Annotated in this window: 14 protein-coding genes; 3 read left to right on the top strand and 11 right to left on the bottom strand. The window is 57.4% G+C overall.

The genetic code is table 11. The annotated features are described in order from the left end of the window. Position 1: 1 nt before the first annotated feature. On the bottom strand, positions 2–532 hold the full coding sequence (locus GOV90_RS03165; RefSeq protein ID WP_171090267.1) for a hypothetical protein: 531 nt from the start codon (positions 530–532) through the stop codon (positions 2–4). Between the two features lie 139 nt (positions 533–671). Here GOV90_RS03165 and GOV90_RS03160 point away from each other — a divergent pair, with 139 nt between their 5' ends. Further along, positions 672–1,082, top strand: coding sequence for a SufE family protein (locus GOV90_RS03160; protein ID WP_171091173.1), 411 nt, complete (start codon positions 672–674; stop codon positions 1,080–1,082). Between the two features lie 2 nt (positions 1,083–1,084). Here the strand turns inward: GOV90_RS03160 and GOV90_RS03155 are convergent, their stop codons facing one another. Both GOV90_RS03155 and GOV90_RS03150 read right to left on the bottom strand, forming a co-directional pair. Further along, the gene (locus tag GOV90_RS03155; protein ID WP_171090264.1) at positions 1,085–1,744 is read right to left on the bottom strand and encodes a DUF1638 domain-containing protein; all 660 of its coding nucleotides are present in this window, start codon (positions 1,742–1,744) and stop codon (positions 1,085–1,087) included. A 239-nt stretch (positions 1,745–1,983) separates the two neighbouring features. Continuing rightward, positions 1,984–2,682 carry a B12-binding domain-containing protein gene (locus tag GOV90_RS03150; RefSeq protein WP_171090262.1) on the bottom strand — a complete coding sequence of 233 codons (699 nt, stop codon included), beginning with the start codon at positions 2,680–2,682 and terminating at the stop codon, positions 1,984–1,986. A gap of 282 nt (positions 2,683–2,964) precedes the next feature. Here GOV90_RS03150 and GOV90_RS03145 point away from each other — a divergent pair, with 282 nt between their 5' ends. Next, positions 2,965–4,023 (top strand): PA0069 family radical SAM protein, encoded by a 1,059-nt coding sequence (locus GOV90_RS03145; RefSeq protein ID WP_256367920.1) that lies wholly within the window; start codon positions 2,965–2,967, stop codon positions 4,021–4,023. Positions 4,024–4,154: 131 nt separating this feature from the next. Here the strand turns inward: GOV90_RS03145 and gltA are convergent, their stop codons facing one another. Further along, on the bottom strand, positions 4,155–5,450 hold the full coding sequence (gltA, locus tag GOV90_RS03140; protein ID WP_171090260.1) for a citrate synthase: 1,296 nt from the start codon (positions 5,448–5,450) through the stop codon (positions 4,155–4,157). 122 nt (positions 5,451–5,572) lie between these two features. After that, positions 5,573–6,973, bottom strand: coding sequence for a glutamate--tRNA ligase (gltX, locus tag GOV90_RS03135; protein ID WP_171090259.1), 1,401 nt, complete (start codon positions 6,971–6,973; stop codon positions 5,573–5,575). A 78-nt stretch (positions 6,974–7,051) separates the two neighbouring features. On the opposite strand from gltX, the gene GOV90_RS03130 reads away from it, so the two are divergent. Beyond that, positions 7,052–9,100, top strand: coding sequence for a ComEC/Rec2 family competence protein (locus GOV90_RS03130; RefSeq protein WP_171090257.1), 2,049 nt, complete (start codon positions 7,052–7,054; stop codon positions 9,098–9,100). On the opposite strand, the gene lexA is transcribed toward GOV90_RS03130, so the two are convergent. From lexA to GOV90_RS03100, 6 genes are all read right to left on the bottom strand, one after another. After that, complete coding sequence (gene lexA, locus GOV90_RS03125) at positions 9,094–9,792, bottom strand: transcriptional repressor LexA (protein ID WP_171090255.1); 699 nt, start codon at positions 9,790–9,792, stop codon at positions 9,094–9,096. The two genes, GOV90_RS03130 and lexA, sit on opposite strands and share 7 nt — an antisense overlap. 78 nt (positions 9,793–9,870) lie before the next feature. After that, positions 9,871–11,043 carry a gephyrin-like molybdotransferase Glp gene (gene glp, locus GOV90_RS03120; protein WP_171090253.1) on the bottom strand — a complete coding sequence of 391 codons (1,173 nt, stop codon included), beginning with the start codon at positions 11,041–11,043 and terminating at the stop codon, positions 9,871–9,873. Further along, complete coding sequence (moaC, locus tag GOV90_RS03115; protein WP_171090250.1) at positions 11,040–11,513, bottom strand: cyclic pyranopterin monophosphate synthase MoaC; 474 nt, start codon at positions 11,511–11,513, stop codon at positions 11,040–11,042. Before moaC ends, glp begins: the two co-directional genes overlap by 4 nt. After that, the gene (gene trpC / locus GOV90_RS03110; protein ID WP_171090248.1) at positions 11,513–12,325 is read right to left on the bottom strand and encodes an indole-3-glycerol phosphate synthase TrpC; all 813 of its coding nucleotides are present in this window, start codon (positions 12,323–12,325) and stop codon (positions 11,513–11,515) included. The genes moaC and trpC overlap by 1 nt, the downstream gene beginning before the upstream one ends. Next, positions 12,322–13,341, bottom strand: a complete 1,020-nt coding sequence (trpD, locus tag GOV90_RS03105; protein WP_171090246.1) for an anthranilate phosphoribosyltransferase — start codon at positions 13,339–13,341, stop codon at positions 12,322–12,324. The genes trpC and trpD overlap by 4 nt, the downstream gene beginning before the upstream one ends. Further along, positions 13,338–13,919: an aminodeoxychorismate/anthranilate synthase component II gene (locus GOV90_RS03100; protein ID WP_171090244.1), complete on the bottom strand. Its 582-nt coding sequence runs from the start codon at positions 13,917–13,919 to the stop codon at positions 13,338–13,340. The genes trpD and GOV90_RS03100 overlap by 4 nt, the downstream gene beginning before the upstream one ends. Between the last annotated feature and the right edge of the window lie 63 nt (positions 13,920–13,982).

Genomic DNA, 13,982 nt, shown 5'->3' with positions numbered 1-13,982 from the left:
CTTAGCGTCGCCGCGATTCCAACGCGTTCTGCTGCCCGACCACGCGAACCAGTCGAATACCTTCAAGATCCTGACGGCTGACGTTGACTGCGTCCGACACCATGCGGGTACGTTCGGACCCTTGCAGTGTTTGTGCGTTGGGATAGTTCACGAGGAACTCAAATTCCATTGTGCCGTTCTTCTCGTTTTCTTCCGAGTTTACACGAACCAGGCGCGCATTGTAGGCACCCTGACGGACGGCCGTTCCCGTAGCATAAATGATCGCTCCGGTGGGAGTGGCATCGATGCGCAGTTCGTCTATCTGACCGATCCGAATGCTGGAGTCCGCGATATTCGGGCGCGAAAACAGGCCCGTGCCTTGTCTTTGCTGAGGCACCAAAGCATCAGCTGCGTTAGGGTCCGGTGGTGTTTCAGTTTTAACCGATCTGCTGGAGCCAAACCAATTCGACGGGTTCACCCGAGAATCACGCCAGCCGCTGCATGCAGTCAGGGTCAGCGTGGCGATGATAAGAACGGACAGAGATTTTTGCATAGACCCACAGCTTTTCACACGAATTCAAGCAATGGGTTAGCGCAATTTCCTCGCCTTGAAAAGCCACTGCGGGGCTGGACAGCAGGTGGTCGTCGGCATAGGTCACTGGTGGTATCGCAACCAAAAGGATCGCCGCGCCATGGCCACGCCCGCCTTTGAGGACATTGTCGAAGATTTCGAGTTTCTGGAGGACTGGGAAGACCGGTATCGCCATGTCATCGAACAAGGCAAAGCGATGGATCCGCTGGATGACGCGTTCAAAGTTCCTGCCACCAAAGTAAATGGGTGTGCCAGTCAGGTTTGGCTGCATCCCATGATCGAAGGGGGCGTGTTCAAATTTGACGGCGACAGCGACGCACTGATCGTGCGGGGGCTGATTGCCGTCCTGCGGTCTTTGTACAATGGATTGCCCGTGGCGAAAGTGCCCAAGGTCGATGCCGGGGCTGAACTGGCGCGTTTGGGATTGAATGATCATCTGTCGGCACAGCGATCAAACGGCCTGCGCGCCATGATCGAACGTATCCGTCAGGTCGCGCAGGAAAACGCTTAAGGTCAAGCCGGACGGTTTGCCCAATCTGTCAAAGTGGTTTCCAGATCGCCATAGCCGGTGAAACGGCGTTCGAACTCTAATCCCATACGATCCGCACATTCGCGGGCACGCGCGGTCAGGTCCGGGTTATCGATCTGGGCCTGATAGATCAGCTTTGTGTAGTTGCCAAAATACATGTCACGCAGTTCCGGGTGACGATCCAGCCCCAAAGGCTTCCAGACAAAAGCGTCGAACTGCCGGGCCAAAAAGTCCGTCAGATAGAAGGCCGTAGTCTCGTCCTCGCCGCGCGCCTCAAAGGCTTGGTTGCCTTCGAAGAACGAGTAACAATGGGGACCTTTCACCATTTCGACCCCAAGTTTTTCGCAGGCTTGTTGTAAAAGGCCGCCGGTTCCACAGTCAGCGTAGACCACATAGATTTTGTCGAATTTGTCCCGGTGTTTGGCCACAGCATCTTCTACGGCCTGTGTGATCCGTTCCGGGTGAACATGCAGAATCGCGGGCAGACACGTTAATTCCATATGGTCCCAGTGATTACGTGTTTTGATATCCAGAATCTCTCGGGCCAAAGCCCCGCACGCGATCAGAAGAATACGGCCCGACTCGGCGCTGGAATAACCTTTGGTTGTCAGACTGGCATCATCGGGCAGGGCGTCTTTTTGCATGGTATGGCGTCCTTTGAATCTGCCCCTAGAAGAGGATGAATATCAACAATGAGCAAGTCTTGTTCCGACCTCTGAAGGCAGGCTGCCGACGTCCTCAGTTTGCTTTTGCAGCCTGAGGTTTGTGCCGACGGCTTCTTGAGAAAAGTCGCTTCCTAGTGTTCCAGATTTTCATGTCATTAGTTTGAAACGAAAAAGGGCCGCCCAGTTCGGGCAGCCCTTTGAGTGAAATTTCAGTCGGTTTAGCCAGCCAGTTGGTTGTGCTTGCGGCCTACAAAGTCCTTTGCAGTTTCCACAGCAACAGCCGCGTCACGGCAGTAAGCGTCTGCGCCGATGGCTTTGCCAAACTCTTCGTTCAGCGGGGCACCGCCAACCAGAACGATATAGTCGTCACGCACACCTTGTTCGACCAGGGTGTCGATGACCACTTTCATATAAGGCATTGTGGTGGTCAGCAGGGCGGACATGCCCAGAATGTCGGGCTGCTCGGTTTCCAGTGCTTCCAGGTAGTTTTCGACCGGGTTGTTGATACCGATATCGACAACTTCAAACCCAGCGCCTTCCATCATCATCGACACAAGGTTCTTGCCGATGTCGTGAATGTCGCCCTTGACGGTGCCGATCACCATCTTGCCAACGCGCGGTGCGCCGGTTTCGGCCAGCAGTGGCTTCAGGATCGCCATACCGCCCTTCATGGCGTTGGCGGCCAGCAGAACTTCGGGCACAAACAGGATGCCGTCGCGGAAGTCATGGCCCACAATGGTCATGCCACCGACCAGAGCTTTGGTCAGAATGTCATAAGGGGTCCATCCACGCTCCAGCAGGATGTTGGTTCCTTCTTCGATCTCTTCTTTCAGACCATCGTAGAGATCGTCGAACATCTGCTCGACAAGTTCGTCGTCGTTCAGTTCGGACAGGATGATGTCTTCTTCGTCGGACATGGGGTATTCCCTGTGCTGGGCGGGCCATCGGCCCGTGGTGGCATTTTTTCCGTTTTGGCCAAAACGTCGCATTCTGACTGTGACGATTGCGACGTCGGTCGTTTCGGGACCGACCTATATGTCAAAAAAACGCGCGGCTCGAATGAAAAATCTGCATGATTATCGTGGACTCCGCTTGATCGCTCCTATTTGGACTGACTCAGGGATGACTTGCGCAGGGCTTGTGTCGGTCGTATGTTTTGAGTGAGAACATAACGCGAACAAATTGCTGAAGTGAATGCTGTGCCCACCGTAAAAGCCAGAGGAACACGTACAAACACCGCCGGACGGTTCGAGCGCTTCGCCACCGTCGTTGTCGATGACGGATGGGACAATGACGAAACCTTACCGCTGCTGCGCACCGAAACACGGGATGAGGTGGCGCGCAGTGCGATTACGTATAATCGGTCTCCGGATTTGCCGTTTGACCGTTCCATCAATCCGTATCGGGGGTGCGAACATGGCTGTGTCTATTGTTTTGCCCGGCCCAGTCATGCCTATCTGGGTCTGTCTGCCGGGCTGGATTTCGAAACCCGCCTGACGGCGCGTCCCAACATGAGCTGTGTTCTGCGCAAAGAATTGTCGTCCAAGTCTTATAAGGTCGCGCCGCTGGCTATAGGAACAAACACGGACCCGTATCAGCCGATCGAGAAAGATCGCCTGATTACAAGGTCCTGCCTTAAGGTGTTGCACGAGTTCAACCATCCGGTTGCAATTGTCACCAAGGGCGCTCTGATCGAGCGGGATCTGGACATTCTGACTGAAATGGCCAGCCGTGGATTGGTGCGCGTCGGGATCTCGCTTACCACTTTGGATCCCGCTTTGTCACGCCGGATGGAACCTCGTGCACCGTCACCGCAGCGCCGTCTGCGCATGATCCGCACACTGACCGAGGCCGGGGTTCCGGTGCGTGTGATGACATCTCCGATTGTGCCCGGCCTGACGGATCATGAACTCGAGAACCTGCTTGAGGCGGGGCAGGAGGCCGGAGCAGATGCCGCCAGTTGGATCATGTTGCGATTGCCACGTGAGGTGTCGCAGTTGTGGCAGGACTGGCTTGCCGAACACCAACCGGCACGAGCAGAAAAAGTGATGTCCAAGCTGCGCGACATGCACGGTGGGCGGGACTATGACCCGCGTTGGGGGCACAGAATGCGGGGCGAGGGCGAATACGCCGGGATTATTGCCCAAAGGTTTTCGACAGCCTGCAAACGGTTGGGGCTTTCTGTTAAATCTGCGTCCTTACGTTGCGATCTGTTTGCTGTTCCACCGCAACCGGGTGACCAAATGAGCTTGTTCTGAAGCCCAAATGGCACATCTGGTTTGACCGAAGGTTTTTGCTGCGAAAGCAACGGGTTGTGCAAGTGCGTCGTGTTCGATGAAAAAGGCCCCGTTAAAACGGGGCCTTAAAAACGTCTGGGAAGTTTGATGTATCAGCGGTTTTCGATATCCACGTAATCCCGAAGCGTTTCGCCCAGATACAACTGGCGCGGACGCCCGATCTTGTTCTGAGGATCGGCAATCATCTCTTTCCACTGGCTGACCCAGCCCACGGTGCGCGACAGGGCAAAGATCGGCGTGAACATGGACGTCGGGAAGCCCATCGCTTCGAGGATGATGCCCGAATAGAAGTCCACGTTCGGGAACAGTTTCTTCTCGGCGAAATACGGATCTTCCAGCGCTTCGCGCTCCAGTTCCTTCGCAACCTGCAGTTTCGGGTTGTTTTCAACGCCCAACAGATCCAGCACTTCGTCGGCCGATTGCTTCATCACTTTGGCGCGCGGGTCAAAGTTCTTATAGACACGGTGACCAAAGCCCATCAGGCGGAACGGATCGTTCTTGTCTTTGGCGCGCGCGATGTACTCGGGGATACGATCCACAGTGCCGATCTCTTCCAACATCTCCAGGCATGCCTGGTTCGCACCGCCGTGCGCCGGACCCCAAAGGCAAGCGATACCCGCGGCAATACAGGCGAACGGGTTCGCGCCAGAAGACGAAGCCAGACGCACGGTCGAGGTCGAAGCGTTCTGCTCGTGATCGGCGTGCAGGGTAAAGATACGGTCCATCGCGCGGCTGAGGATCGGGTTCACCTCATATTCTTCGGCCGGAACACTGAAACACATGCGCAGGAAGTTGGACGCATAGTCCAGATCGTTGCGCGGATACACGAAGGGCTGACCGGTGTGGTACTTATAGGCCCAGGCCGCAATCGTCGGCATCTTGGCGATCAGGCGATGCGATGCGATTTCACGCTGCTGCGGGTCCGAAATGTCGGTCGAGTCGTGATAGAAGGCCGACATTGCACCGACAACACCGACCATGATGGCCATCGGGTGCGCGTCGCGGCGGAAACCGCGATAGAAATACTGCATCTGCTCATGCAGCATGGTGTGACGGGTGATCGTTGTTTCGAACTTCTCCAGATCTTTTGCCGCTGGCAATTCTCCGTAGAGCAACAAATAGCAAACCTCGAGGAAGTGCGATTTCTCGGCCAGTTGGTCGATCGGATAGCCCCGGTGCAGCAGCTCGCCTTTTTCGCCGTCGATATAGGTGATGGTGCTGTCGCAGCTGGCGGTCGATGTAAAGCCCGGGTCATAGGTGAAGACCCCGGCCTGTCCGTAAAGCTTACGAATATCGACAACATCAGGCCCGGCGGTAGGGGAATGAACTGGCAACTCGTATTCTTTGCCGTGAACAGTCAGAGTGGCTGTTTTGTTGCTGTCAGTCATAGTTGTCCCTTCTTCATTCATGCGCACGCCGGACAGACCGCCAGCGATACGGGCAACGACTGCGCGCGGACGCGCAATCCGGGTGTTAGCGGAGCAGCGTTACCCGTTTATGAAGATTGGGTTTATTTCGCTGCCTCAGAAAGCCGCGCCAGGGTTTCATCCCGTCCCAGCACCAGCATCATGTCAAAAACCGAAGGTGTGACGGCCCGACCTGCCAGCGCAGCCCGTAGCGGACCTGCCAGCTTGCCGAACTTGAGCTCCTTTGACTCGGCAAAGGAATTCAGGGCCTCCTCCAGTTCGTTCCGGGACCAGCTAACATTTTGCAGCTGCGGCGTCAATTCCGACAGTATACCATCGGATACAGATGCCAGCGCCTTTGCGGCCTTTTCATCCGGAACAATTGGGCGTTGGGTCAGTGCAAAATGCGCTTTTTCAAGGAGTTCCGGGAAAGTACGCGCCCGATCCTTGAGGCAATACATCGCACGTTCCAGATCACCAGATTGTGTCGGAGTGAGAGCAGGAAGGTCTGCTGCCGCAAGGTAATCCTCAATTTCTTGCCGCAATGCAGCATCGTCTGAGATTGCAATATGCTGCCCGCAGAGATTTTCCAGCTTTTTCAGATCGAAACGGGCCGGGCTTTTGCCGATTCCGTCCAGATCGAACCACTCTTTTGCCTGCGCATCCGTGAAGAATTCGTCATCACCGTGACTCCAGCCCAAACGCGCCAGGTAATTGCGCATTCCAGCCGCGGGATAGCCCATGGCCTGATATTCCTGCGCGCCCAGTGCGCCATGACGTTTCGACAATTTCTTGCCGTCGGGCCCGTGAATCAGCGGGATATGTGCCCAGACCGGAACGTCCCAGCCCATTGCCTCATAGATCATCATCTGACGCGCGGCGTTATTCAGGTGATCGTCGCCGCGAATAACGTGGGTGACGCCCATGTCGTGATCGTCGACCACCACCGCCAGCATGTAGACGGGTGTGCCGTCCGAACGCAGCAGGATCATATCGTCCAGCTGGTCATTACGGATGGTTACATCGCCTTGAACCTGATCGCGGATCACTGTCGCACCGTCTTGTGGCGCTTTGATGCGAATGACAAATGGCGCGTCGGGATGTGTTGCCGGATCAGCGTCGCGCCACGGGCTGCGGAACAGGGTCGATTTACCTTCGGCCCGAGCCTGTTCGCGGAAGGCAGCAATTTCTTCCTGTGTCGAGAAGCACTTGTAAGCCTTGCCTTCGGCTAGCAGTTGATGCGCAACCTCGGCGTGGCGGGCCGCACCTTCGAACTGGCTGATTACGTCGCCGTCATGGTCCAAACCCAGCCATGCCATACCCTGGAGGATTGCGGCAGTCGCCTCAGGGGTCGAGCGTTCACGGTCGGTATCTTCAATCCGCAACAGGAATTTGCCGCCACGACCCCGAGCATAGAGCCAATTGAACAGCGCGGTGCGTGCGCCACCGATGTGCAGAAAACCGGTGGGTGAAGGGGCAAAACGGGTGACGACCTGGTCGGACATGATGGGGATTAACCTTTTGGTAACCGTATCTGGCATAGTTTGACGCCTGTCTAACGAGCCCGAAGGACGGGGGCAACCATGCGTGTTCTTGCACGGGTCGAGGCCGCGCTGCTGTGCCAAACGGGGTATCTGTTCCCATGGACGCCGGTCTTGCTTGCGACCGGGATCGGTCTGTATTTCGGGATTCGGGTTGAGCCTGAATTGCTGGACTATGCTGGTCTGGCCGGCCTTTGCGCGGTTCTCATCACTGTGCGCCGCTGGCTTGCGCCGGGGGTGGGTTCGTTGGCCATCGGGGGGGCGCTGATCGCTGCTGGTTTCTGCCTGGCAGGTGCTCGCGCCCATATGGTGGCAGAACCGGTTCTGTCATGGCGATATTATGGCCCGATCGAGGGGAGGGTCGTCGCCATGGACCGGTCTGCCTCGGATGCGTTGCGGTTGACGCTTGATCAGGTACGCATAGGGGACGTACCGCAGGAGCGAAGGCCGCAGCGCGTCCGTCTTTCCGTTCATGCCTCAACCGGACCTATTGCACCGGGGCAGAGGATTATGACGACGGCGCATCTGTCTCCGCCACAGGGGCCGGTGGAACCCGGTGGGTTCGATTTCCGCCGCCATGCGTGGTTCCAGAGTTTAGGCGCGGTGGGGTACACACGCGTCCCTGTTCTGACCGTCGCACCAGCCTCGGCCGGGATCGAGGGCGTTCGGGTAACCGCCATCCGCATGGCCATATCGAGGCGCGTGAAAGAGATACTTCCTGGCGAAATCGGTGGCTTTGCAGCCGCCGTGACCACAGGGGATCGTAGCGGAATGGGGCAAGACACGCTGTCGTCGCTACGGGCATCCAACCTCGCGCATCTGCTGGCTATCTCGGGATTGCATATGGGGCTGCTGACGGGCTTTGTGTTTGTGGCCTGTCGCGTTGGTTTGTCGCTGTTTCCGCCGCTTGCACTGCGGTTGCCTGTCCGAAAAGTAGCTGCGGTAATTGCATTGGTTGCAGCGACCATCTATCTGATGCTCTCTGGCGGTAACGTTGCAACCGAGCGCGCGTTTGTCATGGTCACGGTCATGTTGGGCGCGGTGCTGATTGACCGCCGGGCGATTTCGCTGCGCGCCGTGGCGGTTGCGGCGGTGATCGTTCTGCTCCTCAGACCGGAATCGCTTCTGAGCCCAGGGTTCCAGATGTCATTTGCGGCCACGACTGCTTTGGTCAACGTATTTGGTGCGCTGCGCGAAGTCGGCCCCAAGCCCGGACCAAAATGGCTTAAACCGGTGGTTGGCGTGCTCATGTCTTCGGCCATTGCCGGTCTTGCGACGGCTCCGATTGGTGCAGCGCATTTCAATACCATGTCGCACTATGGCCTTTTGGCGAACCTGCTTTCTGTTCCGGTCATGGGTTTGTTTGTCGTCCCAGCGGCTGTGGTTGCTGCGCTATTGGCGCCTCTGGGGCTCGAGGCGATACCCCTGACGGTAATGGGCTGGGCGTTGCAGTGGATTTTGACAGTGTCGCATTGGGTTTCGCAGATGGATGGCGCACAAGGCTTTGTGGTCAGCCCGCCGTGGTACGTCCTGCCTCTCATTGCCTTGGGTGCCTTGTGGATTGCCTTGTGGCAGGGACACGCGCGGTGGGTCGGGATGGGCCCGCTTGCGGCTGCTTTTTTGCTTTGGACTACGGGACAGCGTCCCGACGCCCTGATTGCTGAAACCGGAGGGTTGGTGGGCGTGATGACCGAACAAGGCCGCGCGCTTAGCAAAACCAAAGGCAGCGGGTTTGTTGCAACCGTTTGGCTTGAGAATGACGGGGATGGTGTCGATCAGTCACAGTCTGCGCTCAGGTGGCCCGAGGCGGACACGATCCAGCGCTACCTGTTGAAAGATCAGGAGATTATCCACCTGACTGGTAAAAGGGCTGCAAACGGGTTTAACGAATGCAAGGCAAACCAGATCATCGTCTCTGCCGTGGCTCTGAATTTGGAAGGGCCGTGCGGGATTTTTGACCCCGATCGCTTGTACGAAACCGGCAGCCTGTCTGTTCTGGACGGAAAGCTGATATCAAGTGCCGAGCTGACAGGGCAAAGGCTTTGGTCCCCGAACGCGCCCGGGGACCTTCGGTCCAAGCGGGCTCAGTAGGTCCGGATCAGGCCCACAAGGCGGCCTTGAACCTTAACCTTTTCTTCGGGCAACACGCGCGTCTCGTAGACCGGATTGGCAGCTTCAAGCGCGATGGCATTGCCCCGGCGGAAATAACGCTTCAATGTCGCTTCCTGATCCTCGACCAAGGCAACCACAATGTCACCGTTATCTGCGGTCGACGTTTCCCGGATCACCACCACATCACCGTCGTTGATACCCGCGTCGATCATCGAATCTCCACGAACCTCCAACGCATAATGCTCGCCTTTGCCGGAGACCATGGGGCCAGGGACGGCAACATGGTGCGAGACATGGCTGATGGCCTCAATGGGAACACCAGCCGCAATCCGACCCATGACCGGCAGTTCCAGCGCGTCGACTGACACTGGTTCCACATTCGCAGGGCGGCGGCCTGCCGGTTTGTCACCTTCGATAACCCGCGGCGTAAACCCGGCTGTGGGTTCGCCACCTAGGCTTTCGGGAAGTTTCACGATCTCAATCGCGCGGGCGCGATGGGCAAGGCGGCGGATAAACCCGCGTTCTTCCAGCGCGGTAATCAACCTGTGGATGCCAGATTTGGATCGCAGATCGAGTGCGGCCTTCATTTCGTCGAAACTGGGCGGAACACCGTCCGCCTGCACACGTTTGTGGATGAATTCCAGCAAATCCAATTGCTTCTTGGTCAGCATCGCTCACACCTCGTCGCTCATGCGTTTTCTTTTGTTCTACGCATGTTCACGTTTTGTGTCAACGGATTTGAGAACATCTCAGATTGGCAGATACTGAACCGTTTCCCCGATTTCACGCGCAGGATCGTGCGGTTGTCGGACCAAAAGCGCATTTGCTTGTGCCAGAACGCTGAGAAGCGAGCTGTCCTGATCGGCGCAGGCCGCAATGCCTGTGTCGCTTAGAACCGCGCGCATGTAATGCTCTCGCGGCCCGTTTTCCGGCAAGGGTTCCGTGAGTTGCGCTGTAAGGAAAGGCGGCACCACGTGGTCCAGGCCCAGCATCCGGCGTACCATCGGTGCCAGAAACAGATAACCGCAGACCATGGCGCTGACCGGGTTACCGGGCAACCCAACCATAGCTGTTTCACCGATACGTCCGGCCATCAGTGGTTTTCCGGGGCGCATTCGGATCTTGTAGAATGACCGTTCCATGCCCAATCCCTGCGAGACATCCGAGACAAGGTCATAATCGCCAACCGACGCGCCGCCGATTGTGACGACAAGATCGGCCCCTTGTGCCAGGCCAAATGCAGTTTCAAGCGAGGAAACGGTGTCGTGCGCAATGGGCAGAACGCGTACCTTTGCTCCCAATCCCTCAAGCAGAGCCTGCAACCCGAATGTGTTCGAGGCGATGATCTGATCTGGGCCCGGCTCTTCTCCGGGCATCACCAGTTCGTCGCCGGTGGAGATCAGGGCAATCACCGGTTTGCGCGCAACGGTGACGCGTGGGGTGTTCATTGCAGCCATCAGGGCCACATCCTCAGGCCGGATCAAACGGGGTGCTGAAATGGAGGTACCGATTTCAAAATCCACGCCAGCAGGGCGGATATTGGTTTTGGAACCGGGTTCGTCGGTAATCGTGATCAGGTCGCCACGTCGGTCGGTATCTTCCTGAATGACCACAAAATCCGCGCCCTCGGGCACTGGCGCACCGGTGAAAATGCGCACCGCCTGACCGGGACCGACCTGGCCCTCAAACCGATGGCCGGCCGCGGATTCGCCGACCACCTTGAACATGGCGTGCAGCTCAACTTCGGCGGCATTCACCGCATACCCATCCATCGACGATGCCGCGAAGGGAGGTTGGTTCCGCCCCGCCACAACATCCTGCGCCAGAACGCGCCCGGCGGATTGTGCCAGAGGAACCTCTTCGGAAGGTAAAACCCCCACCAAATCGAACAGCAGGGCGCGCGCCTCTTCGACCGTGATCATTTCGCCTCGTAACGCCCTGATTTACCACCATCTTTCAGAAGAACGCGGATGCCACCAATCTCCATCGCCTTATCGACGGCCTTTGTCATGTCATAGACTGTCAAAGCCGCGGTTGAGACTGCGGTCAGGGCTTCCATCTCAACGCCGGTCTGTCCCGAGGTCTTGACCGTGGCCTCGATCTGAACACCCGGTAGATCAGGATCAAGCGTCAGTTCAACTGCGACTTTGGTGACTGGAAGAGGGTGACACAACGGGATCAGATCAGGTGTCTTCTTGGCCCCCATGATGCCCGCCAGACGGGCGATGCCCAGAACGTCGCCCTTTTTCGCGCGGCCTTCAGAAATGATTTCAAAGGTTTCCGCTGCCATCTTGATATGACCGGCAGCGACAGCGACACGGTCGGTCACGTCCTTGTCCGACACATCAACCATATGCGCCTGACCTTGAGCATCAAAATGAGTCAGCGGCATCACATCACTCCGGGGATCAGAGGGTTGGATAGGATATGACGCGTAGCGGCCTCGACATCGTCCTGACGCATCAGGCTTTCGCCGATCAGGAAGCAACGGGCACCGTAGCGGGCGATCTCCCTCAGGTCGTCTGATGTTCCAAGGCCACTTTCACAAACGATGGTGCGGTCTGCCGGCACCAGCTTGGACAGGTGCCGCGTGGTGTCCAAAGTGGTCTCGAAGGTCTTGAGATTGCGGTTGTTGATGCCGATCAACGGGCTTTTCAGCTGTGCTGCGCGTTCCAGTTCCGTTTCGTCATGCACTTCGATCAGAACATCCATACCCCAATCGAAAGCGGTTTGTTCCAGTTCCGCCGCCTGATCATCGCTGACGGATGCCATGATGATCAGAATGCAATCTGCGCCAAGCGCGCGGGCTTCGACCACCTGATAGGGGTCGTACATGAAATCCTTGCGCAAAGCAGGCAGGGAAGTCGCCTCGCGGGCCTGCGTCAGATATTCCTTTGCACCCTGAAAGCTTGGGGTGTCGGTCAGCACGGACAAACACGCAGCACCACCATCCTCATAGGCTTTGGCCAGTACAGGCGGGTCGAAATCCGGACGGATCAGACCCTTGGACGGGCTGGCTTTCTTGACCTCGGCAATCAGGCCATAGCCTTGCCGCGAGGCGGATTGCAAAGCTTCGGCAAAGCCACGGGTTTCCGATGCAGCCCGTGCCTCACTTTCCAGTGTTTCCAAAGACTTCTGCGCTTTGTCGGCCGCGACCTCTTCTAGTTTGTAGGCTTTGATTTTGTCCAGTACGGTCTCGGTCATTCGGCTTCCTGTGTCTTGCGTGCCAGAGCGGCGATTTTTTCTTTGGCTTTGCCGCTGTCGATGCTCTCGGCGGCCATGGCAACACCGTCGCGCAGGTCGTTTGCGGCTTCGGCGACAACCAAAGCGGCGGCCGAGTTCAGCAGTACAGCGTCACGATACGCGGATGGGGCTCCGTCCAACAGGGCGCGGAAAGCGACAGCGTTTTCTTCCGGTGTGCCGCCGATGATGTCTTCGAATGGATGCACGGGCAGACCCGCATCTTCGGGGTGCAGCTCGACCTCTTTGATCGTGTCATCTTCCAAAGCGGCGACCCAGCTGATGCCGGTGATCGTGAGTTCGTCCGTCCCGTCCGAGCCATGCACCAGCCACGCGCGGTCTGATCCAAGCAAGCCAAGCGTTTCGGCCATTGGCCGGATCAGGTCACGACTGAACGCGCCGGTCAATTGCCGTTTGACACCAGCAGGGTTCGTCAGAGGTCCAAGAATGTTAAAGATCGTGCGTGTGCCCAGCTCCTGGCGTGATGGCATGACATGAGCGATGGCCGGATGATGCATCGGGGCCATCATGAAGCCGATACCAACGTTTTCCAGAGCGGATTCAACGACTTGCGGGCCAACCATGACGTTGATCCCCATCTGACCCAACGCGTCCGCCGCACCCGATTTCGAACTGAGGTTCCGGTTGCCATGTTTGGCAACGGTGACACCGGCGCCCGCAACCACAAAAGCCGTCGCGGTCGAGATATTCAGTGTGCCTTTGCCGTCGCCGCCTGTGCCCACGATGTCCATCGCGCCTGCCGGGGCGGTCACAGCGTTGCATTTTGCCCGCATCACAGCGGCGGCAGCGGCGTATTCATCGACGGTTTCACCGCGTGTGCGCATGGCCATCAAAAGCCCACCGATCTGGCTGGGCGTGGCTTCGCCATCAAACAGGATGGCAAAGGCTTTTTCAGCTTCGTCACGAGTCAAAGGGCGATCGGCAGCGGCTCCGATCAGCGGTTTCAGCGCGTCGCTCATGCGGGGACTTTCAGTTCTTGCAGGAAGTTCTTGAGCAGGGCGTGGCCGTGCTCGGAGGCAATGGATTCCGGGTGGAACTGGACGCCATGAATGGGCAGTTCCTTGTGTTGCAACCCCATTATGGTGCCGTCTTCCAATTCAGCCGTGATCTCAAGACAGTCTGGCAGGGTTTCGCGTTCCACGATCAATGAATGGTAGCGCGTTGCCTCAAACGGAGAAGGCAGCCCCGCAAACAGACCCTTGCCTGTGTGATTCATCGTTCCCATTTTGCCGTGGACAATCTCGTGGCATCGGATGACCTTACCGCCAAAAACCTGACCGATGGTCTGGTGTCCAAGGCAAACCCCCAGCAAAGGTGTTTTGGTTTCTGCGGCGGCTTCGGTCAGCGCAAGGCAAATACCAGCCTGATCCGGGTCGCAGGGGCCGGGGCTTAGCAGGATACCGGCGGGGTTCATGGCCATCGCTTCCTGAACATCCAGCGCATCATTTCGGCGAATGACCATTTCGGCACCAAGTTCGCCTAAATAATGTACTAAATTGTAGGTAAACGAGTCGTAGTTGTCGATCAGCAGCAGCATATGGGCACTTATCTTCGCTTGGGCATTTCAGGCTGGCGATGCAGCCCCGGGCCACGGTATAAT

Source organism: Ruegeria sp. HKCCA5929 (genome assembly GCF_013034525.1).
Lineage (GTDB): Bacteria > Pseudomonadota > Alphaproteobacteria > Rhodobacterales > Rhodobacteraceae > Ruegeria.
The sequence above is the reverse complement of the archived record's forward strand: the minus strand, read 5'-3'. Positions and strand labels throughout refer to the sequence as shown.

What these genes read in the sequence shown, in the direction of transcription:
- GOV90_RS03165 (WP_171090267.1), bottom strand. Translation starts at nt 532, where the DNA reads ATGCAAAAATCTCTGTCCGTTCTTATCATCGCCACGCTGACCCTGACT.
- GOV90_RS03160 (WP_171091173.1), top strand. Translation starts at nt 672, where the DNA reads ATGGCCACGCCCGCCTTTGAGGACATTGTCGAAGATTTCGAGTTTCTG.
- GOV90_RS03155 (WP_171090264.1), bottom strand. Translation starts at nt 1,744, where the DNA reads ATGCAAAAAGACGCCCTGCCCGATGATGCCAGTCTGACAACCAAAGGT.
- GOV90_RS03150 (WP_171090262.1), bottom strand. Translation starts at nt 2,682, where the DNA reads ATGTCCGACGAAGAAGACATCATCCTGTCCGAACTGAACGACGACGAA.
- gltA (WP_171090260.1), bottom strand. Translation starts at nt 5,450, where the DNA reads ATGACTGACAGCAACAAAACAGCCACTCTGACTGTTCACGGCAAAGAA.
- gltX (WP_171090259.1), bottom strand. Translation starts at nt 6,973, where the DNA reads ATGTCCGACCAGGTCGTCACCCGTTTTGCCCCTTCACCCACCGGTTTT.
- GOV90_RS03130 (WP_171090257.1), top strand. Translation starts at nt 7,052, where the DNA reads ATGCGTGTTCTTGCACGGGTCGAGGCCGCGCTGCTGTGCCAAACGGGG.
- lexA (WP_171090255.1), bottom strand. Translation starts at nt 9,792, where the DNA reads ATGCTGACCAAGAAGCAATTGGATTTGCTGGAATTCATCCACAAACGT.
- glp (WP_171090253.1), bottom strand. Translation starts at nt 11,043, where the DNA reads ATGATCACGGTCGAAGAGGCGCGCGCCCTGCTGTTCGATTTGGTGGGG.
- moaC (WP_171090250.1), bottom strand. Translation starts at nt 11,513, where the DNA reads ATGCCGCTGACTCATTTTGATGCTCAAGGTCAGGCGCATATGGTTGAT.
- trpC (WP_171090248.1), bottom strand. Translation starts at nt 12,325, where the DNA reads ATGACCGAGACCGTACTGGACAAAATCAAAGCCTACAAACTAGAAGAG.
- trpD (WP_171090246.1), bottom strand. Translation starts at nt 13,341, where the DNA reads ATGAGCGACGCGCTGAAACCGCTGATCGGAGCCGCTGCCGATCGCCCT.
- GOV90_RS03100 (WP_171090244.1), bottom strand. Translation starts at nt 13,919, where the DNA reads ATGCTGCTGCTGATCGACAACTACGACTCGTTTACCTACAATTTAGTA.